This is a genomic window from Planctomycetia bacterium, from assembly GCA_015075745.1.
Classification (GTDB): domain Bacteria; phylum Planctomycetota; class Phycisphaerae; order UBA1845; family UTPLA1; genus UTPLA1.
Genome location: JABTTW010000001.1, coordinates 390328 through 411608 on the forward strand (window position 1 = coordinate 390328; position 21281 = coordinate 411608).

Here is a 21281-nt window from a genome sequence, read left to right on the forward strand (position 1 = left end):
CGGTTCATAGGCGGATCCAATCCCGCCGTCGCGTCGAATTCACTTGGGGAGTTTAGTCGTCGATGGCGCGAGCCGCTTGGCAAAGAGCCTCTCGAACAGTCGTTCACACTTCTCCAGTACGCTTCGAAGGTGACTCGGCGGAGAAATGTCCTTTTCGGCATACGGTTCGAACCCCGTCGATTTCTCGACATTGGCATACCAGTGCTTGCCCCAGATGCCGTCGGTGGCCCGCGGACCAGGCTCCCAGCGCAGCATCGCGTCGGAAAATGGCACGCCCAGTTGCTCGCAAAGCGCGGCAAGCATTCCGGCGGGATTCTCCAGCACATCGCGCGCGAAAATGACCGGCGGCTCGCTCCCCGTCGCGGCGACAATCATGTCAAACAACTCGATCTGCTGCGGAAGGCCGGTCTCCTCGACGCCGGGAAAGGGAATCACCTTCACCAGTGACGCAAGCATGGCACTCGGCTCGCGAATCAGAAAGCAGTTCGACAGCTTCAGCGCCCAGTCGCGGTCCATGCCCGGCAGCAGATGATGGGCCATGTGTTTCTGGTAATAGATCGCCTTGCCGTCCGGGATTGCCCCCGTCAGTTGGCCGATGACCTTCCGCCAGTCGGTCTCGCACTGAGCCACGATTTCCTCCGCCCCGGGATGATCGCGCCCGGTGAGCTTGAGGTAATGGGCATACAGCGGCTCATCGCAGACGACCGTGTCCCCGCGCGAACCCCACGCCCGCATCATCGCGGTCGAGATATTCCGCGGGCCGGACCACATGGCAATGCGATGCTCAACAGGCATGAAGGGGATGGTATCAGGAAGCAAATGCCGCTGCGATCATTCGCCCGCGTGACCGATCCGTTCAACTCCGGCCATTCCTCGGTGATCCGTCATGGACCGGCATCGGTGACACGGTCAACGCAGTCGCCCCTGTCGATCTCGAGTCGCTTCATTGCGACAGGCTCTGGCCACCGATATACTCAGGATATCCTCCCGGGATGCGGATTGGCCGCCTCTCGGGATCATGTGCAGGCGGTGAACATGCCGATTTTTGAGTTTCATTGCGAGGCCTGCGATCGGGATTTTGAGGAGCTGGTTTCCTCATCCGGATCGGCAAGGGCCGTCCAATGTCCCCAATGCGGCGAGCGCAAGGCGATGCGAAAAATCAGCGTCTTCGCCGCTCAGGCCGGCGGCCAGCCCGCTCGATCTTCGGCCCCGGCCGGCGGCTGCGGTCGTTGCGGTGACCCGTCAGGCCCCTGCGGAATGTAATGCTCAACAGGACAATGTGCTCATGGTGAAGACCGCCAAGTCGGACTCCCACTCGGATACGACGGCCCCCTCAGCCCCGGTCGCAGCGCTGCTCGCGTGGATGCTGCCCGGACTCGGACACTGGTGGATCGGCCAGCGAGCGCGTGCCTTTATCTTCCTCGCCGTCATCACGGGAACATTCTGGACCGGCGTGGCCGTCGGCGGCGTCCGCACCACCGTCACTCCCCGGGAAAACGGCGCCTGGATCGCCGCCCAGTTGTGCATGGGTCCGCAGGCGTTGGCCGCGCTTTACTGGAGCAACCAGCGGCTTTCCCAGCACAAAGATGAGATCAAGGCGTCGTGGCCCGCGTCGAATATCGCGGTTGTCTACGCCGGTGTCGCCGGACTGCTCAACCTGCTGGTCATCATTGATGTCCTGGCCCGGGTTGAGTCGATGACGGCGGTTGCGCAGCCGCGTCCGCCGCCCAAGAGCGGAGGAAGGGCCTGATTCATGGAGAGTTGGTTGTCCGGATTATTTGTCCAACCGATCGACGTGACCGGTTTCTGGCGGCTCGGCATGCTCGTGCCGCTGATTCTCAGCATCAGCATTGTCTACAAGACCATGCGATGCGAGAAGCTTTCAGCGATCCCGGTTGCGAGCGTGATACTGTGTCTGATGATTTTGACGTCAATGGGACTTATCGGGGCCCTGTTGCTGGGCGCTTTTCGCCTGTTGGCCTGAGCGTGCCGCCCGTTGCGCGGCAGTGGACTTTCGTTGGTATTGGGGAGTTTCAAGATGCATCGTTGTCGAAAGCCGATTTGGACCGGTTTCTGCGTGTCGCTGACTCTCGCGGCCGCATCCCACGTTCACGCATTCCAGCAGTCCGGGAAGCCGGCCGCTGCACCGCCGGCGACCGGACCGAAGTGGGTTCTCGATGAACCGCTCCACGACTTCGGCACAGCCTGGGCGGGTCTTGTCGTCCAGAACAAGTTCGTCGTCCGAAACGAGGGCGTCGGCATTCTCAAACTCATCGAGGCCAAGCCTCACTGCAGTTGTTCCGTAGCCGACGATTACACCCGGGAAATACCTCAGGGCGAATCAGGTACGATCACCTTCACTTTGCAAACCGCATCCAAGTCGGGGCAGGTGCAGGAGTCGATTGTCGTCAAGACCAACGACCCTACCAATCCGTACATGACCCTGGAGATGAAAGGCTTCGTCAAGACAGTCTGCAAGCTCGAAGTCATCGAGGACAGCGTCGCCCGTGTCGGCACCAGCGACTTCGCCGACATTCGCAACTTCGGGGCGAACTTTGGCCGCGTCACCGCCGACCAGCACGTACGCCGGGTGATCAAGATGACCAATACCAGCGGAAGTCCACTCGAACTCAAACTGCTGGGGGTCAATCAGGGCTCGGAGCGATTCCGCGCCGAACTCAAGGAAACCAAGCCTAAGGAAGAATACGAACTCACCGTGATTGGCGAGCCGCCGTTCGTCGAGGGCTATAACTCCGGCACCATCATGTTCGGTACGAACATCAGCGACAATCCGGCCTTCAACGTCGGCGCCTATGCCTACGTCCCCGCCAGAATCGAGGTCGTCCCGCCCAAGATGATCGTCGACCCCAAGTACCCGATACAGCCGATCCGCGCCCTGCGCATCACCAATAACGGCAGCGAGCACTTTGAGATCACTTCGGTTTCATGCAGCAATCCCGGGTTTCGCATCAAACTGCTCCCGCTCAATGCCTCGAACCCGAAGACCCGCGAGATCGAAGTGCGATTGCCGCTCGGCCAGTACCGGCCGCCCGAATACGGCGACATCGTTCGCGTCGAAACCAACGACGCCGAGAAACCGCTGATTGACGTGTATGTTCTGCCCCGACTCAACATGGAGCCGGCACCGAGACCGGCCGACCTGCCCCTCGTCTTCACCCCAGGCACGATAAGCCCCGGGCGCTGACGCGTCGAGTTGTTTCGGACAAACCCGAAGCGCTTATTCCCGTTCCGCGCTGATGACAATGATGTCGGTATCGGGCACTTCCCCGGTGAGCGGGACCGCCGCCATCGCATCAACCACATCGAGACCCTCGGTCACGTTGGCGAAGACGGTGAAACCGCCGTTCTGGTTGTCCAGGTTTGCGGAATTGTCGGCGAGGTTGAAGAAGAAGCCGGACGTCGCCGAGTTCGGGTCGTTCGGCAGCTTCGCCATCGCCACCGTCCCTCGAATGTTGCTCCGCTGCGGGCTGAATTCATTCTGAATCGGCCCACGCAGTCCGCTGGGCACCACGTTTCCAGGCAGGAAGCCTCCACCTTGAACGACGAAGTTGGGTATCACGCGATGAAAGATCGTGCCGTTGTAGAATCCGTCTTCAACATACTGAAGGAAGTTGTCCGTCGTGATCGGCGCATCCGCGACCATTTGCACCACCACGTCTCCCAGCGTCGTTCGCAGTCGAACAAGATCAGGCGTCACGATTCTGAAGCCGGCCGTCAGCGTCGTCGTGCCGCCGACCGGATTGTTCACGATGATGTCGTAGTCCCCGCGAACCGCGCCGGTGAGATCGAAGGTGCCGCGAATCGACTGGGCGCTGACGAAAGCGACCGATGTTGCATCGATGACGGCGGCGCCTCGCCGCAATTGTATGGTTGCGTCCGACTCAAAATTCTCTCCGTCCAATACGATCGTAATTGAAGGCGAATCGACCTCGCCAAAGGCCGGATCGGCACTGCGCACGAAAGGCTCGATACCCACCACAGTAACCGTCCGAGTCGTCGACACGACCTGCCCGAAGTCATCCGTAATCGATAGCCGGACATCAAAACTATCGGGCGCTGCATAGGTGTGCGAAACAATAGCGCCGGATCCCGCGGCGGAGTTGTCCCCGAAATCCCAACTGAACGAGGTGATCGCCCCATCCGGATCCGCGCTCTGAGAAGCGTCAAAGTTGACGGTCAGCAGGTTGGGACCGGTGATGGTAAAATCAAAGGTCGCCGTGGGTGCGAAGTTGACGAGCACCGACCGCGTCGTGGTTCCCGTGCCGCCCCGATTGTCAGTGACGGTCAATCGCGCGACAAAGCGTCCGCTACCCTGATAAGTATGCTCAGCTGTGACGCCTTCCGCGGATGTGCCGTCGCCGAAATCCCAGACAAACGAGGAGATGCTGCCGTCCGGGTCGCGGCTTGAAAGCGCGCTAAATGTGCGACCGCCCGACACCGGTTGGTTGTTCGCGTCCAGAAGTTGCTGTACCGTGAAATCCGCGCTGGGCAGCGCATTGGGACCCAGTACGTCGACGGGCAACATGCCGGTGCCGATCAGCGCCGGCGGCGACTTTGTCACCGGATCGGCCTCGCTGAACAGATGAACTGTCACGTTGAACGTGCCGGCGCGGGCGAAGACGTGAGTCATGGTCTGCCCGGTGGCGACCGGCATCCCGGCCGCGACTCCACCGTCACCGAAGTCCCAGGTGATCTGACGCGTCTGTGGATGACGCCGCAGGTCTACCTGGAAGGTGCGCGTCAGTGTGTTTTGCGACGCGCCGATCGGAATGATGATCGGCGGCGACGTTGGCGCGAGACCTGTCCCGATTGTCGGACAGCCGCCGGTCGACATTCCCATGGAGGCGCACAACGCGCCGAATAAACATATTACGTGATTGCGCTTCATCCCTTGTTCCCCTCGCACAGCCCGACCCGGATTGAGATTTCCCCGAACGGGTATGGCTGCCCCCCGCGAAAACGAACCATCCACTCCCCATTCTATGCCCCGCCGGTGCGGCCAGTCATCTCTGGATATGGTTCAAATGTCCGTGAAGTCGGACGCATTATTGGAATGTCAGTTTTCCAGAGATCAGCAACGTTCCAACGATTAGCTTGGGGTGGGGAATTGGGGAAGCGAACCCATGCTAGATTGCCGGACATGGGTAGATTCACCCATTTTATTGAGCGTGCGGTTCTCGGAGGGTCTGCCAGGGACCAGCCGGATGGATCATAACTCTTTTTGGAATATGCTTTTAGGAGCAAAATTTCGATCTGAGGCCAACGCCGCGAGGGCCATGGCACGACCGTTGCTTATGTGAATCTCGTGTGACGAGGCAAAGGCCTGAATCACACGAGGTTCGAAAAAATCCGGGAAGCTGCGAGCGAGTGCTCCCCGGTTCAAACGTGCCAGGCCCAGAAATGGGTCGGTTGTGTAAGGGGTGGGTCCGAGTGCGAGGCGGGCCCATCCCATTTTTTTTGCCCATCGCGAATCAGCAGGGCGTCGCCCTGAAAACTCTCGACTTCACGCCGCCGGGTCCGACTTTCACCCGTACCTGCCGTCCGCATTCCGGACATTTGCCTTCATACCGATCAATCGCCGGGTCGCGGTAGATCCGCAGGTACGCTCCGCAGCATTCAAAGAGCACGCCGATCCACGGCCGTCCATCGGGGCCGCCGCCCTTCTTCGCCTCATCGCCGAGAACCACGTCGATATGCCGACCCAGGCCGCTGTCCATATCGCGGATATCGGCTGCAAATCGGAGCCGGCTCGAACGACCGCCCTTCACCCCGGACAGGCCGCCTGCGCCAGTCGCAAACCAACTGCCCCTGCGATACCATGGCACCGCTATGGCAGCGAAAAAGCCGACACAATTCGCCGGTTCCATCCTCGCGGGCGATCTGCTCGATCTCGCGGGGGCCATCCGCATCTGCGAGGAGGCGGGCTCCGATCTGCTCCAGCTCGACATCTGCGACGGCCATTTCGTGCCGACGATCAGCTTCGGTGAAGAGGTCGTTCGCCGGACCTGCGAGGTGGCGAAGATCCCGACCGAAGTGCACCTGATGGTCACGCGCCCCGAGGACTGGGTCACTCGAATGAACGGCATGGGCCAGTTTCGGATGATCTTCCACATTGAGGCGAGCCAGCGGGCGATGGGCCTTGTGCAGGCGATCAACAAGGCCGGCATGGAGGCGGGCGTCGCGCTGAATCCCGAGACGCCGCCCGTGGCGATCAAGCCGCTGCTCCCATACGTCGGAAACGTCTGCGTCATGGGCATCGCGCCCGGTTTCGCGGGGCAGGCCCTGCTGAACACGACGTATGCCCGAGTGTCGGAGATTCGCGACGACATCCGCGAGACCGGCTCGGCCGCGACGATCACGGTGGACGGCGGGGTCAAGCAGGACAACGCCGCGAAACTCGTCGAGGCGGGGGCGGACATTCTGGTCGTTTCGTCGGGCATCTTTCGGCACTCGAAGCCGACCGAGAGCCTGCGAGAGATTCGCCGGACGCTGCCGAAGTGATGCGACTTGCACATATCCGGCGGCTCGGCGCGCGGCCGAGTTGCCTCCTGGCTTTGATGATTGCCTTCCTTTGCGGCTGCGAGTCCCGCCGTTCCTACGAATGCCTGCGAACGGAGTCGGCCCCGGAGATTGACGGGCGACTCGATGACACGCCGTGGCAACGGGCCACGTGGACTACTGACTTCGTGGATATCGAAGGGGCGAAGCGACCGACGCCGACCTATCGCACGCGGGCGAAGATGCTTTGGGACGACGAATGCCTGTACATCGCCGCCGAACTGGAGGAGCCGCACGTCTGGGCCACGCTCCGCGAGCGCGACGAGATCGTTTTCAACGACAACGACTTTGAGATATTCATCGATCCCGACGGCGATACACGGAACTACGTCGAGATCGAACTCAATGCGCTGGGGACGATCTTCGATCTGCTGCTGAAGCGAACCTACCTGGACGGCGGCCCGGCGGTACACGAATGGAACGCGCCGGGGCTGCGCACCGCGGTGGCCATTGACGGGACGATTAACGATCCGTCGGATCGGGATCGCGGCTGGTCGGTGGAGGCGGCGATTCCCTGGAAGACATTCGAGGGGCTTACTTCGGTGCGGCTCCCTCCTGAGGCAGGCGACGTGTGGCGGATGAACTTTTCGCGCGTGGAATGGGAACACGAGATTCATCAGGGAAAATACTCCAGAGTGCCGGGCCGGCCGGAGAACAACTGGGTGTGGTCTCCGCAGGGATTGATCGATATGCACGTTCCGAATCGCTGGGGTGACGTGACTTTCCGCGACTGAGCCGCGAGCGTTTTTTTTTGCAGCGGTTGCACGTCTGGTGCTTCGCAATTCCAAGGTGACAATAGGCGAAAAAAAAAGGGGCAAAGGGGTCGAGGGGTCGAGGGTGAAGACGAAGGCGCTGATCGCGCGCACGTTCTGAAAAAGCGAAGGTGACATATAGTGACACACGCGATTTTTTTCGCTTGCAACTCTTGTGGCGGGCGTGTGTTGGGGCGAGTCGCGTATTGGGTGGTTTTTGATGGAAAAGACCTGAGACTTGCGGCCGGGGGCATGAGGTGCGGCGGGGTCGAAGCGCGAAGGGGTCGGTTGGTTGAGGGGGTTTTGATCTTGCACGATGCGCTACCTCGCGGGGCAATTGTTGGATTGATCTCCATTTTTGCATTCTTGCTCCGCGTGCGCGCCTTATGGCGGATTCTGGATGCAAACGCGGGCATGGGTGGCGCTGCCTGCCGATACTCAAAATGTACGACCTGTGTGCATTCAAGGAGGAATGATGGCGCACCGTATTTGCACCCTCGTGGCATTCGGCCTCTTTACCCTGTTGAGCCTGCCTTCGACATTGATGGCGGGTACGGTGATTTCGTCGTTTGACCAGCACACATTTGGCGGTAGTGCGTTTGGGTGCCCAAGTGAGAGATTCGAGTTCTTTCTTGAGCACGACTCTCAGGGATTCACGCACATCGTCACGATCGGAAAGGGCCTTCGATTTTGGGAGGACGGCGAAGTCGGCTTCTTGGACGTCACGCCGGAGAATTCAGAGGCGTTTAGCGAGTTTGCTGCCCTTATTTCCGATGGGCACGATGATTTCATCATTTCGCTGGGATATGCAGAGGAATGCGGCGGAGGAGGAGGGCCAGGCTTCATGGAGTCAGAGATGCTCGGCGGCTCGCCGGACCTGGCCCGGTGGCAATTGGAATCCGTGCGCCTGGTTGTTCACAACATGAATGTTGAGGCCTACGATCCGCCTTGTGACTGCGGGCCGGCGACCCGATTCGATGCGGATATCACCTGGGAGTTTTGGGGGACGCCTGTGCCGGAGCCGGGGATGTTTGGGTTTCTGAGCATTGTTGGGATGGGAATGCTTTGGCATTGTAAGAGGCGAGCCTGATCGGGGTTGGGAGACGTGAGGTCATGAGTTTCTTGCGATTAGCCGCGATTCTTGCCGTGGCCATTGTCGTGTCTGTGCAATCCCGAGCCTCCGCGAGTCCCATGCTATTGGCGTCGTTTGATCGGGTGTGGCCAACTGAGGATGGAGCGGGATGGGCACCTGCGGACGCGGTCGAACTTGCACTCTCTCACCTTCGTGAAAACGAATTCATTCCGACAGAAATCGGTCGCGGATTATTCTGGCTCGCAGGCCAATCCGGAACAGTGGAATTCAATTCACGTAATTGTCCGGCGTTTGCGGGGATGGTCGGCAGGATTTCCGACGGGCTCGACAACGAAGTGTTTTCCTCACTTTATGTGGGCCACGCCGGGGTCGGTGGACCGCGAAGTGAATCTATTCAGTTTGGCTTCGTACCCGACTTGGTCGGGAATGCGATATCGTCGATTCGCCTCACGGTGCGCGAAGTTGAAATTATCCCGTTTCAACATCCGACCCTTGGAAGTCGAATTCATGTCGGCGCTGATCTGACCTATGAATTTTGGGGGACGCCCGTGCCAGAGCCGAGTACGATTGGATTCTTGGGCTTTGTCGGGATGATTTGGCTACGGCGTTGTAAGCTGACAGGGGACGATTTCGCTCATCGTTCATAGCGCAACGATACAGATACCTCGAAACCACTATCATTGGCGGCAGGCATGCCGTTGTGTAGTTGGTTTTCCATCACCGGTTAATTGTAGGAGTCTCCGATCGTGGGAAGTGCATGGCGAAGCCGGCGAGGACTCATCGTGTGGTTGTTTGCGATCGCAGCCATGTTGTGTTGCGTCATCGTCTGCCTGACCCGTGAGCGGCCGAGATACGGCCTCGCGTTTTTCATGGGAACTGGACTGGTGACGGTGGCGTTTAAGATCAAGCCGAAGGACCTGGAAGGTAAGTGAGCAAGAATCTTGCAAAGGGCTGAATACTCATGCCTTGCAAGGGGCGAGTCTACTTTGGGCGCGACCTCGCGGGGTCATCGTTGGGTTAAACTGCATTTGTGCATTCTCGCTCAGCGTGCGCGCGGGGAATGGTGATCGCGCGCGGCGGGATGCGACCCCGTTGGGGTCGAGATGGATTTGGGGCCTACCCGGGTACAGGTGCGATGCCCCTGCCTACTGACTTTTGGCCCTTCGGGCCGAGGATGAGTTTGCGCGGGGTCTGCGCGCTCTCGCCAGGTAGCTGATCGGAATGATGATGCATGTATTCGCCCGGTAGGGCGTACGATGGTAGCCAGTGATTTTAATCACTGGACCCTTGCGGCCCCATTTCATTCCTGTCCGGAGGGCGGACGAACTTGGATGACCAGCCCGCGTCCGCCCTTTCGGGCGGTGAAAAAAATAAGAGGTGGATGATCGCTATCCGGTGGTTGAAACCACCGGCTACCATCGTTGGCCCTCCGGGCCGGAGTTGTGGTCGGTGCGGACACCCATGGAAAAATCGCTCGGAGCGGACGGTTTCGAGCAACGTTTGGTGCGGGCGCTCGGGAGCATCGCGATCGGGGCAGACGCCCGTGGACAAATCGCTCGGTGCGGACGCTCCTAGACCAAGCGCTTGGGGCGGATGCACCCGTCCAACGTGCTCGGCGCTGACGCCCTTGAACCAAGCAATCGGTGCTGTCGTTGCTGAGCAACGTTCGGTGCGGGCGCTCCTGAGCAAAACCCAACAGCGTTCCGAAAGCTCGCGCAGGCGGCGTGAGCGCATGGCGCAAAGGGCAGCACGAGCAGCATTGCAGCGAGCGATGGCGCCACAGGCGGCAGAAGAAAAGCGGCAAACAGGCTGTGGCGAGCCCCAATCGGCGGTATTCCGAGTAGCGATTAAGTCTCTTGGGCCGTATCATGTCGGCGTGTCGGGCTCTTTAGCCTCCTGCCCGGTGAGGCACGCCTATAGATACACCTGGAGAATCGAGTGGAACTTCCCCGCCGCAAGCCCAACGACGTTTACATCCCGGACGGCGCGCTTACCGAGATACTGAGCGAACTGCGACAGCGCAAGGACGCGCACGATCTGGCCATCGCCATCGTCTATGCCTTCGACTTTCGAACGCGGATGCTGCCTTATTGGTACGCCGATCGGCGCATGGCGCCCTGCTCGGTGCGCACGCTGGGCGACTGCCTCAACGCGGCGGGCTTCAAGAACGTCCGCATCGTCCTCCAGCAGTGGACTCCCAATTTCAAAGCCAACAAGGCCAAGCTGGGCGGCAAGCCGCTCGACATCCTCATGGTCTCGGCCATGCAGGTTCATGCCGAGCCGGCCTACGACATGGTTCGCGACGCGATCGGCATGGGAGATGACGCCCGCCCGCTGGTCCTGGCCGGCGGCCCCAAGGCGATCTACGAGCCGGTCGATTTCTTCGACCTCGGCCCCGAGCCGGGCATGAGCGCTGACTGCGTCTCGACCGGCGAGGCCTACGTCATGCTGGAGCTGCTCAAGAAGATCCTCGACCACAAAGGCGAGAAGGACTCGTGCCTTTCCGCTTACCGCCGCGCCCGAGATGAAGGGGCGCTGGAGGACGTGGCCGGCCTGGTCTATCTGCCGCCGGATGCGCCGGCGGACAAGCTCTACGCCATCAACACCGGCGTGCAGCGACTGCTGCGAGACCTCGACGAGATGCCCATGCCGGACGCGGGGTATCGGATGATCGAGCCGCCGCATCGGCGACAGACGCTGGCCGCGGCGCCGTTCGCCGCCGACAAGGTCGGCAAGGTGTCGATCGTTTCCTCGGTCATATCCACGCATGGGTGTAAGTTTGCCTGCACCTATTGCCCGATCCCGGCGGTGAATCAGCGGACGTGGCGTCACAAGAGCCCCCAGCGATTGGCCGAGGAGATCAAACATATTCATGAGAACTTCGGCATCACCGAGTTCTTCGGAACCGACGACAATTTCTTCAACAGCCGCGAGACGGTCGTCGATCTGATGACGGCGATGGCGAATACCAAGATTCGCGGCAAGCCGATGGGCGAAGTGATCCGCTTCTACACCGAGGCGACGGAGTTCGACGTCCATAAGAATCTGGACATCCTCCCGCTGTGCCGCAAGGCCGGCATGACGGCGATCTGGTTCGGCATCGAGGACATCACCGCCGAGCTGGTCAACAAGGGCCAGACGCCCGGCAAGACGACGATCGTGTACGACGCACTGCGCAAGCTCGGCATCGAGCCGATGTGCATGATGATCCACAATGACGACCAGCCTCTGCGCTCTCCGAACGGGACGCTCAACGGCCTGGTCAATCAGGCGAAGTACATGTTCGACAAGGGCGCCGTGTCATACCAGTGCACCTACCTGGGCCCGGCCGTCGGCACGCTGGACTTCGAGCCGGCGGCGAGGGAGAAGCGACTGTTCAAAACGGTGGCGGGGATGAAGATTCCCCAGGCCTTCCAGGACGGCAATCACGTGGCCGCTTCCAAGCACCCGCGGCCGTGGGAACGACAGATGAACGTCGTGCGCGGTTATGCGACTTTCTATAACCCGGCCAACATGCTACGAATCGTCCTGAATTGGCGGCACGACTCGCTGGCCCTTCGCCGATTCCTGTTCCAGATCATCGGGCAGATCGGTATCGTCATGACTTTTCCGAAGCTCTACTGGTGGGCCAGAAAACTGAAAAAGGGACCCATTGTGCTTTGGGACGGCCTCCAACCCGCCAGAATTCCCATGGTCGATATCGAGACCTCTCGCGAGGTGAATTGGGCCATCGCACACGTTCCGACCGACGGTCTCACGGTCAGCCCGCGCATCAGGCGGTCGAAAGGCTCGGAGTCGTCTGAGGCTCGTTTCTCGCGTCCCATGGCACTTCAGGCGGCCGTCGGCTGAGCCGTGCGAATCATGGCGTCGGAACAATAGGGCGACCGGAGTGCCCGTGATGTGCCGGTCCCCGTCGAAGTCGGCATTAACCCTTTTTAATCCGCATTTCACCCCCCTTTCAACTGTACCAGCCATAGTATTCGCATCGTTGGCAGGGACGAGGTCCATGTGTCATCGGACCCCCGCCGCACCGATCACGCCGTTGTGATCGGACTTGCCTGCCCGACTTTGGAATTTCCCACCGATGCAGCCAACCTTCAGCAGGTTGGCGGTTCTAAGAGAGCTACAATTGCAACGTGTGGCCTCCGGAATGCGAAGGAGCAGAAACTTGTCCGTCATCTCACTCAGCGGTTTGTGGAACACAGCGAAGATTTCCGCCGCGCCGCGCACCAAGGATCAAAGCGAGTCGCTTCGCGATGTCCCGGCGAAGCTCGGCCTCGTCGGCTTTTGCGTCGCCGTCATCTCGGCTGCATATTGGTTTGATTCGAGTCACCAGGCGATTCACATCATGTGGCACTCGCCCTTTTTGCGACCGGTCATGATCTTCGGCGCTTCGTACGCCGGTATCTCGACGATCTGGTCGGTGTGGCGATTTGTCCTGGCGGTGCGATATCGCCCGGTGCCGATCGTCGCCGATTCGCGTCTCCCGAAGATCACGGTCGTCGTGCCGGCCTTCAACGAAGGCGCGCTCGTCGGCGACACGATTCGCCATCTGGCCCGGGCGAACTATCCGGTCGATCGATTTGAGATCATCGTGTGCGACGACGGCAGCACCGACGACACCTGGCACCACATCCAGAAGGCCTCTGCCGAAGTCTCCTCCATGGTCAAGATTCTGCCGCTGCACTTTGAAGAGAACCGTGGCAAGCGATGGGTGCTGTGGGAAGGCTTCCGACGCGCTTCCGGCGACGTCTTCATCACGGTGGACAGCGATTCGCTCATCGAACCGGACGCCCTGAAGTCGGTCGTCAGCCCCATGGTTGAAGACAGCCAGGTCGGCGGCGTGGCGGGCAATGTCCGCGTGCTGAACAAGTTCGACGGCATCATTCCCCGGATGCTGTCCGTTCGATATGTGATGACTTTTGACTTCAAGCGCGCCGCCCAGAGCATGATGGGCGGAGGCACGGTGCTCTGTTGTGCCGGCGCCCTGGCCGCCTATCGCCGCAAGGCCGTGATGCCGATCCTCGATCAGTGGCTGCACCAGACTTATCTGGGCGGTCATGCCCGAGCGGGCGAAGACCACGCCATGACTAATTTCATCATTCGCCAGGGCTTCAAGGTGAAGTTCCAGCGAACGGCGAAGGTCTTCACCAAGAGCCCGAAGACCTACTCGGCGCTTTGCAAGATGTTCCTCCGCTGGGGTCGCAGCAACGTCCGCGAGACGGTGCACACCGCGAGCTACCTCTTCAGCAGTTTCCGCCCTGGCCTCCAGCTTGGCGTGCGATTCAACTTCATCAACAGCGCGATCGGGCTGGTTCTTCCGTACATCTTTCTGGGGTTCACCCTGGTGATGTCCGCCGTGTATCCGACGATCTTCGGCCTCAAGCTGCTGGCGGCATGCGTGACCGGCGGCCTCTTCTCCACGCTGTTCTTCGCCGTGCGAGAAAAGAGCACCGAGGCCATCTTCGGCATCGTGTACAGCTACTACGTGACGCTCTTCGTGTCATGGGTGTGGCCCTTCGCGCTGATGACCTCTCACAAGAGCGTGTGGATGACGCGGGTCGCGGCGAAGCCTGCCGGGTTGCAACCGTCGATCGCCCTGGTCGGCAAGCCGACGGCCGAGCCGGTTCATCGCCCGCACGCGGTGGTCATTCCGCAGTCCGTGGCCGCGGCTTCCTGATCATTCGGGCGCCAGCGGCAGATCCACCACGAATTCGCAACCGCCGCCCTCACGGCTGCTCACTGAGATATTGCCGCCGTGCAGTCGCGTGACGCCCTTGGCGATGGCCAGGCCCAGGCCGGTGCCGTTGGCGCCCTCCTCCACCCGCGGAATCCGATAGAAACGTTCGAAGACGCGGTCCATGTGCTGCTGCGGGATGCCCGCGCCGCGATCGCGAACCGATACGCGTACGATCTGGCCCTCGATGCTCACTTTCACCTCGACGGATTCGCCCGCCGGAGAATATCTCACGCCGTTTTGCACGAGGTTACCCAGGAGCGACTCGAGCAGGTCCGCGTCGCCCTTGACGAGCGGGTCGGGTTCGTCGCCGCTCGGCATGGCCAGGGACAACACGAGGCGGATTCCCTTCTCCTCGGCGATTCGCTGCCAGCGCTGGACTACGTCTGTCGCCGTCTCGTTGATCGACACGGCTTCGGTCGAAGCGAGCGGCAGCCCGGCGTCGGCGCGGGCCAGGGTGAGCAGGCTGTCGATCATCTGCGCGAGGCGGCGCATCTCGTCCAATAGGCCCGTCATGTAGCGATCGTACTCTTCCGGCGAACGCGGCTTTTGCCGAAACACCTGCAACTCGCCGAGCAGCACCGCGACAGGCGTCTTCAACTCGTGGGCGGCGTCGGCGACGAAGCGCTCCTGGGCGATAAACGCGGCCTCAAGGCGGTCGAGCATCTGGTTGATCGTGATGACCAGCTCACCGACTTCATCGCGCGCCTGCGGCAACTGCATTCGACGGTCGAGCCGGGCCGCGGTCAGCTCCTGTGCCTCACGGGCGATCTTGCGAATGGGCGCCAGCGAGCGCCGGGCGATGAACCACGACGCGAGGCCGGCGGCGAGCATGCCGAAGGGAATGACGATCAGGAATATCCGCTGCAGGTTGGACCGGCTGGTGTCGAAGGCGCCGAGGTTCAGGCCGATCTGAATGTAAAACGGCAACACGCCGGAAACCTCGCAATATCGCGTGAGCAGGCGCATCTGACCGTCGGACCCGAGCAGCGCGGCGATGTCGGTACCCTCGATCGTCTCAAACTTCGGCCGCTTGGATTTTCTGAGATTTGAGAGGTCGGCGGGCATGGGGAGGCGGACGTTGCGCAGGTTTTGGGATCGGTTGCGGGATTCACCGGTCGCCGAGCGAAGCTGAATGTAGTAACGCGAGCCGCGCAGCGACTTGAACGGCGCTTCCACCGCCTCGGCAAATGGCGACTCTCGGCCTTCGTTGGCGTCGCGTTCGATCTGTCCAAGAGCGACTTCGAGGCGATCTTCCAGGCGGCCGTCGACCGTTGCGATGACGTTGGACTCCCAGAATGTGAGCACGACAACGCTCAGGACGGTGATCGAGACGCCGAACACCGTGAGGAAAAGCATCGTCAGCTTGAAGCGGAGGGTGCGGACCTGATTCCACATGGCGTCAGCTCTCCCGCCGGTCCTCACCCGGCTTAGCTATCGACGCTCTCGGTGCTGAGCACGTAGCCGCTGCCGATGACCGTGTGGATCAACGGCTGATCGAATCCCTTGTCGATCTTGCGGCGAACCATGCTCACATAGACGTCAATGACGTTGCTGTCTCCGTCGAAGTTCATGTCCCAGACATGCTCGGCGATGGCCGTTCGCGTCAACACGCGATTCGGGTTGCGAAGAAAATACTCCAGCAGCGAGAACTCCTTGGCGGTCAGTCGAATGCGCTGGCCGCCGCGCGTCACGCGCCGCTGATTCAGATCCACTTCGAGGTCGGCGAAGCGAAGGGTCGTCGATCCGGCGGCCTGTCCCCGGCGGAGGATCGCCCGGACCCGCGCGATCAATTCGTCGAACTCGAACGGCTTGGTCAGGTAGTCGTCGGCGCCTGCGTCGAGGCCGGAGACTTTGTCCGACGTGGTCGCGAGAGCCGTGAGCATCAGGATCGGCGTCTTTACGCCGCGCCGGCGGAGATTGCGGCAGACCTGCATGCCGTCCATGTCGGGCAGCATGACATCGAGGATGACCAGGTCGTAGGGGTTGGACGCCGCCTGGTGTTCGCCGTCGTGGCCGGACGCGGCCGCCTCGATCAGGTAGCCCTGCTCCTCGAGGCCCTGCCGGATGAGCCCCGCCATCTTCGGATTGTCCTCGATCACCAGAAGCTTCATGAAATCGCCGCTCGTCGGGAACCGGTTTGTTATGCGATGATCTTGGTCATTTCCGGCGGCACCACGATGGCGTTGCCGATGGCCACGTCTTCGGCGTGCTGATTCACGCAGGCGACCATGAGCCGGACCCGCCTGGCGTTCACGATCTCCATCACCGTCGCATTGGCCTTGATCACGTCGCCGATGAACACCGGCTTTAAGAACCGGATATGCAGCTCCACAAAGATCGTTCCGACCCCGGGCAGCTCGCTTCCGAGGACGGTGGAGATGATCGCGGCCATGAGAATGCCGTGGGCGACGCGGTGGCCGAACCGGCTCTTTTTTGCGTACTCCTCGTCGATGTGCAGCGGGTTAAAGTCTCCGGAGATATCGGCGAATTGGAAGATGTCCTTTTCGCTGATGACCTTTTCAAAGGCGCCCTTGTCCCCCACGGTGATGGATTCGCGTGTTCGAGGCGTCAGGCCGGCCATGACAGGTTCTCCGTTTACATGTCCCGAATTGGATTATAACCCCGGACCTGTTCAGCGTGTGGTCATGATGCGCACGCCCATCAACCGACTATGATCCGGGGCCGTCGTGCTCGATGGCGCCGGCGTCGCATTCACGGCGGATTGTGAAAAAACCGCCGGACGCCGGGCGGCAGACTCCGAGGAGATTATTCAGCTTGTTCCGATGGCTTCGAGAGCTTCTGACCGGTCGCCCCGCAGCGCCTCGACAGTTGGAGCGCGACACGGCGGCCGTCCGTTGGAGCTTTGACGATCTTGCCGCGGACTTTCCGCTGCTTTGGTCGCTCCCGGCCCGCGACAAGCGATGCCTGCCGAAGCTGGTCACGCGGTTCGTGGACGAGAAAAAGTTCTGGGGTGCGCGAGACCTCCAGGTCACCGAGCAGATGAAGGCCTTCGTCGCGGCACAGGCCTGCATTCTCATTCTGCGACTTCCGCACCTGGGGCTGTTTCCCAAGACCAAGGAGATCATCCTTTACCCGTCGGAGATCGGCGACCGAATCGACGCGATTGGTCCCGATGGCGAGACTTACTGGATCGAGCCGGACAAGATCGGGGAGACGTGGCATCGCGGGCCTGTCCTTCTTTCATGGGACAGACTGCAAGCCGCCCGGGGAAACCCAACGCTCAAAAGCAACACGGTCTTCCACGAATTCGCTCACGCGCTCGATTTCCTGACCGGCCAGGCCGACGGCCGCCCCCCTCTGGATTCGCCTCGGCAGGCGGAAAAGTGGAATCGGGTGATGACATCGGCGTATCGAACCCACATTGCTGACGTGCAAACGGGGCGCAGGACCTTTATTGACCCCTACGGCGCCACAAATCCGGCCGAGTTCTTCGCCGTCTGCACGGAACACTTCTTTACGCAGCCGAAACGATTGAGCAAATCAAATTTGGCCCTTTATGTTGTTCTTGCTCGCTTCTATAGGCAGGACCCAGGCTCCTGGTGAGGCCCGGAAAAAGGTGGTTGCCGCAAGCGTAAGACGCAATTGGGTTATCTGTGCGCAAAAAATAGGACTGGCAGGTGATGCCAGCCCTAGGTCCCTACCTCTCGGGCCGGAGAGTAGAGAAAGGAGGCTCTCTAGTGGGACCGAATGTAGTATAGCCGGGAATTTACCCGATTCAAGCTCCAAAATGGGTAACGGGCTCCTCAACGGACTTTGAGGTCCGATTACATTTCCACGCGCTTCAGACGGCACTATCGGTATAAGTTCCCTATTCTAACATTGAGCGAAGAGCCTGTGATTTGATGGGCAATCGAGTCGAAATTCGGGCCCACATCGCTTGCATTTTGCTGCAAATCGGGGCATTTCAGACCACTCGTCTATCTATGACGCTGAATTCGATCGCCGTACGTCCCCGGCAATCTCAAGCAGACTGCATTCCGCACCCCTTGCACCGCGGGTTCGCTGATGAACTCCGGCTGCTCGTACGCGTGGTGCGCCTTGCGGAGAATCGGAAATGCGAGGGCGTACTGCGCCAGGTCAACGCGAAGTGTATGTTGCACGATCGGCCGCATGCGTGGGCGATGAAGCGGCCGCGGAACTGGTTGTCGTAGATCGATCGGGAAGCGGCGGCGAAGGCGATCGAGGAGGCGCGAAGGAGCGTGGCTCGCGGATCGCCGTCTGGCAACGCGGAATGGCCGAGCGACTGTTCATAATGCCGCGATTACACTGGGCCCGATCGAGCAGTTTTGTGGCGTGCGTGATGCGGAGTTGATCGTTGCCTTTATCCTGGAACGAAATCAGGAATCGCGCCATTACTTTTGCCCAAGAGTGGTCCGGCGCTTCGCGCGAGCGCGCCGAGGCCCAGACCTTCTGGAACGAGTTCTTCAACATCTTCGGCATCCGGCGCCGGTCGGTGGCGTCGTTTGAAGAGCCGGTGCGGAATCTCGGCGGGGCCTTCGACTTCATCGACCTGTTCTGGACGGGCAGGCTGATCGCCGAACACAAGTCGCGCGGGGGGGATTTGTCGAGGGCCGAGTCGCAGGCGATGGGCTACATCCAGAACCTCCAGAACGAGGGCCGCGGCGACGAAGTTCCGCGTTATGTCATTGTCTCCGACTTCGCCCGCATTGCCTTGCACGACCTGGAGCCCGAAGAGGGGCAGCCCGCCACGCACGAGTTCCCGCTGTCGGAACTGCGGGACAACATCCGTCATTTCGCCTTCATCGCCGGTTATGAAACTCGCCGCATCGACCCCGAAGACCCGGCCAACCTCCGCGCGACCGAGCTCCTCGCCAACCTCCACGACCGGCTGGAAGACGGCGGCTACACCGGCCACGACCTGCAGCGCTTCATGGTGCGCATCTTGTTCTGCCTCTTCGCCGAGGACACCGGTATATTCGAACCGGCCGCGTTTACGAATTTCATCCTCCACCGCACCCGCGAGGATGGAACCGACACCGGCGCGCAGCTCAGCCGATTGTTCGACGTGCTGAACAGGCCCGTGGACGAGCGACAGACCCATCTCGATGAGGACCTGGCCGCCCTGCCCTACGTCAATGGCGAGCTCTTCGCCGAGCGGCTGACCTTCGCCGATTTCAACCAGGCCATGCACGTCGCGCTTGTGCAATGCTGCCGGTTCAAGTGGGAGAAGATCAGCCCGGCCATCTTCGGCTCGCTGTTCCAGAACATCATGCAGGCCCGCGAGCGTCGGCAAATCGGGGCGCACTACACCTCGGAGCGGGATATTCTCAAGCTCATCCGCTCGCTTTTCATGGACGAGCTGCGCGAGCGGTTCGAGTCCGCAAAGCGCAATCGCCGCCAGCTCGAAGCCCTGCACCGCGAGATCGGCGAGATGCGTTTCCTCGATCCGGCCTGCGGCTGCGGGAACTTTCTGGTCATCGCCTATCGCGAGCTTCGGCGGCTGGAGCTTGACATCATTCAGGCGCGCTTTGGCGACCAGCCCACCGAGGCCGACATCCGGGCTAGCGCCCGGCTGCATGTCGGCCAGTTTTACGGCATCGAGATCGAGGAGTGGCCGGTGCGGATCGCCGAAGTGGCGATGTGGCTGATGGACCACCAGATGAACGCGGAGTTGTTCGAACGGTTCGGCCAGGTGAAGGCGACGACGCCGCTGACCCGTTCGCCGCACATCGTGCAGGCGAACGCCCTGCGGATCGACTGGAATGAGGTGCTTCCGGCGGCGGAATGCACATACATCTTGGGGAATCCGCCGTTCATCGGGCACCACTTGCAAACTGAATCGCAGAAAGAAGATCAACACAGGGTCTGGCACGATATCGCTGCCGCAGGGGTCTTGGACTTTGTAACGTGCTGGTATCGCAGGGCAGCCGAGTACATGGTGGGCACTTCGAATCGAGCCGCCTTCGTCTCAACCAATTCCATTACACAAGGTGAACAGCCCGGTATCTTTTGGCCTGACCTATTTCGGCGTGGCATCCAGATTCACTTTGCGCACAGGACGTTCCAATGGATGAGCGAAGCCCGAGGCCGTGCTCATGTTCATGTAGTCATCATTGGATTCGGGCGGAAAGACATAGCGCGCAAGAGAATCCACGAGTATGAAATCGGTGAGGATGCGGCCGCCGCTGTGATTGAGGTCACTAATATCAGCCCGTATCTATTCGAGGGGCCGAATGCGGTACTTACCAATCGAGCTCATCCGATCTGCAACGTTCCCGGCATGAAGTATGGCAATAAGCCGACCGACGGGGGCCATTTTCTCATGTCGACCGAGGACCGGGATGCGCTGTTGAGGGATGAGCCGGGCGCACGTCCTTTTGTTCGTCCTTACATCGGTGCCGAAGAATTTCTCGATGGGCGCGAGCGTTGGTGCCTCTGGCTGAAGGACATAACGCCGACACAGTTGCGCAGGTTGCCCGCAGTAGCGGCAAGAGTGAGGGCGGTCAAGGAATTTCGGCTTCGCAGCAAGGCGGAGACGACACGAAAGTATGCCGAATATCCCACGCTGTTCCGTCAGATCGCGCAGCCGAACACAAGATTTATTCTAATACCTCGCCACACATCTGAATCCCGCCAATACATTCCGTTCGCCTATTTTGAACCCGATCACATAGTCAGCGACTCGTGTTTTCTGATTCCCAACGCTTCCATCTGGCATTTCGGGGTCATCAGCAGTCTGATTCACATGGCATGGGTAAAGCAGTTTTGCGGTCGTTTGGAATCGCGCTACCGATATTCGAAAGACATCGTCTATAACAACTTTCCCTGGCCGCAGAACCCGACCGACGCGCAGAAGCAGAAAGTCGAGCAGGCGGCGCAGGCCGTTCTCGATGCCCGCGCCCAGTTTCCCGACGCCACCCTTGCCGACCTCTACGATCCCAACGCCATGCCCGCCGCCCTGCGCCGGGCCCACGACGTGCTCGACCGGGCAGTGGACCGCTGCTACCGCCCCCAGCCCTTCACCACCGAACGCCAGCGGCTGGAATTCCTATTCGCCCTTTACGAGCAACTCACCGCCCCGCTGGCAGCGCCTGCCGGGCGGCGGCGAAAGAAAGACCGGGGCGGCTGAAGGCCC

The 21281-nt window shown here is 60.7% G+C and carries 18 protein-coding genes; 12 read left to right on the top strand and 6 right to left on the bottom strand.

The genetic code is table 11. The annotated features are described in order from the left end of the window. Window positions 1-39 precede the first annotated feature (39 nt). Window positions 40-795 (bottom strand): HAD family hydrolase, encoded by a 756-nt coding sequence (locus HS101_01600; GenBank protein ID MBE7504959.1) that lies wholly within the window; start codon window positions 793-795, stop codon window positions 40-42. Between the two features lie 240 nt (window positions 796-1035). Between HS101_01600 and HS101_01605 the strand changes: the two genes are divergently transcribed. From HS101_01605 to HS101_01620, 4 genes are read left to right on the top strand one after another with little or no spacing between them, the layout of a single operon-like run. After that, window positions 1036-1263, top strand: coding sequence for a zinc ribbon domain-containing protein (locus tag HS101_01605; GenBank protein ID MBE7504960.1), 228 nt, complete (start codon window positions 1036-1038; stop codon window positions 1261-1263). A gap of 22 nt (window positions 1264-1285) precedes the next feature. After that, the gene (locus HS101_01610) at window positions 1286-1750 is read left to right on the top strand and encodes a hypothetical protein (GenBank protein MBE7504961.1); all 465 of its coding nucleotides are present in this window, start codon (window positions 1286-1288) and stop codon (window positions 1748-1750) included. Window positions 1751-1765: 15 nt separating this feature from the next. After that, window positions 1766-1984, top strand: a complete 219-nt coding sequence (locus HS101_01615; GenBank protein ID MBE7504962.1) for a hypothetical protein — start codon at window positions 1766-1768, stop codon at window positions 1982-1984. A gap of 54 nt (window positions 1985-2038) precedes the next feature. Next, a complete protein-coding gene (locus tag HS101_01620) occupies window positions 2039-3205 on the top strand; it encodes a DUF1573 domain-containing protein (GenBank protein ID MBE7504963.1) in 1167 nt (388 codons plus the stop codon). A gap of 33 nt (window positions 3206-3238) precedes the next feature. Here HS101_01620 and HS101_01625 read toward each other — a convergent pair whose 3' ends face one another. Together HS101_01625 and HS101_01630 are read right to left on the bottom strand one after the other, a co-directional pair. Further along, window positions 3239-4909, bottom strand: a complete 1671-nt coding sequence (locus HS101_01625) for a peptidylprolyl isomerase (protein ID MBE7504964.1) — start codon at window positions 4907-4909, stop codon at window positions 3239-3241. 583 nt (window positions 4910-5492) lie between these two features. Continuing rightward, a complete protein-coding gene (locus HS101_01630) occupies window positions 5493-5708 on the bottom strand; it encodes a hypothetical protein (GenBank protein ID MBE7504965.1) in 216 nt (71 codons plus the stop codon). Between the two features lie 142 nt (window positions 5709-5850). Here HS101_01630 and HS101_01635 point away from each other — a divergent pair, with 142 nt between their 5' ends. From HS101_01635 to HS101_01660, 6 genes are all read left to right on the top strand, one after another. Next, window positions 5851-6522: a ribulose-phosphate 3-epimerase gene (locus HS101_01635; GenBank protein MBE7504966.1), complete on the top strand. Its 672-nt coding sequence runs from the start codon at window positions 5851-5853 to the stop codon at window positions 6520-6522. Between the two features lie 56 nt (window positions 6523-6578). Continuing rightward, entirely contained in the window at window positions 6579-7313 is a 735-nt protein-coding gene (locus HS101_01640; protein MBE7504967.1) for a carbohydrate-binding family 9-like protein, read from the top strand. A gap of 493 nt (window positions 7314-7806) precedes the next feature. Then, entirely contained in the window at window positions 7807-8421 is a 615-nt protein-coding gene (locus HS101_01645) for a hypothetical protein (GenBank protein MBE7504968.1), read from the top strand. A gap of 23 nt (window positions 8422-8444) precedes the next feature. After that, window positions 8445-9071, top strand: a complete 627-nt coding sequence (locus HS101_01650) for a PEP-CTERM sorting domain-containing protein (GenBank protein ID MBE7504969.1) — start codon at window positions 8445-8447, stop codon at window positions 9069-9071. Window positions 9072-10362: 1291 nt separating this feature from the next. After that, a complete protein-coding gene (locus HS101_01655; protein ID MBE7504970.1) occupies window positions 10363-12273 on the top strand; it encodes a radical SAM protein in 1911 nt (636 codons plus the stop codon). A gap of 319 nt (window positions 12274-12592) precedes the next feature. Next, entirely contained in the window at window positions 12593-14104 is a 1512-nt protein-coding gene (locus HS101_01660) for a glycosyltransferase family 2 protein (protein ID MBE7504971.1), read from the top strand. On the opposite strand, the gene HS101_01665 is transcribed toward HS101_01660, so the two are convergent. The 3 genes from HS101_01665 to HS101_01675 are packed head-to-tail and all read right to left on the bottom strand — an operon-like array spanning window position 14105 to window position 16745. After that, window positions 14105-15559, bottom strand: a complete 1455-nt coding sequence (locus HS101_01665) for a HAMP domain-containing protein (GenBank protein ID MBE7504972.1) — start codon at window positions 15557-15559, stop codon at window positions 14105-14107. It lies immediately after the preceding gene. Window positions 15560-15591: 32 nt separating this feature from the next. Further along, window positions 15592-16275 carry a response regulator transcription factor gene (locus HS101_01670; GenBank protein MBE7504973.1) on the bottom strand — a complete coding sequence of 228 codons (684 nt, stop codon included), beginning with the start codon at window positions 16273-16275 and terminating at the stop codon, window positions 15592-15594. A gap of 29 nt (window positions 16276-16304) precedes the next feature. Further along, window positions 16305-16745, bottom strand: coding sequence for a MaoC family dehydratase (locus tag HS101_01675; protein ID MBE7504974.1), 441 nt, complete (start codon window positions 16743-16745; stop codon window positions 16305-16307). 194 nt (window positions 16746-16939) lie between these two features. Here HS101_01675 and HS101_01680 point away from each other — a divergent pair, with 194 nt between their 5' ends. After that, window positions 16940-17728: a zinc-dependent peptidase gene (locus HS101_01680; GenBank protein MBE7504975.1), complete on the top strand. Its 789-nt coding sequence runs from the start codon at window positions 16940-16942 to the stop codon at window positions 17726-17728. A gap of 772 nt (window positions 17729-18500) precedes the next feature. Further along, on the top strand, window positions 18501-21275 hold the full coding sequence (locus HS101_01685; GenBank protein MBE7504976.1) for a class I SAM-dependent DNA methyltransferase: 2775 nt from the start codon (window positions 18501-18503) through the stop codon (window positions 21273-21275). Window positions 21276-21281 lie beyond the last annotated feature (6 nt).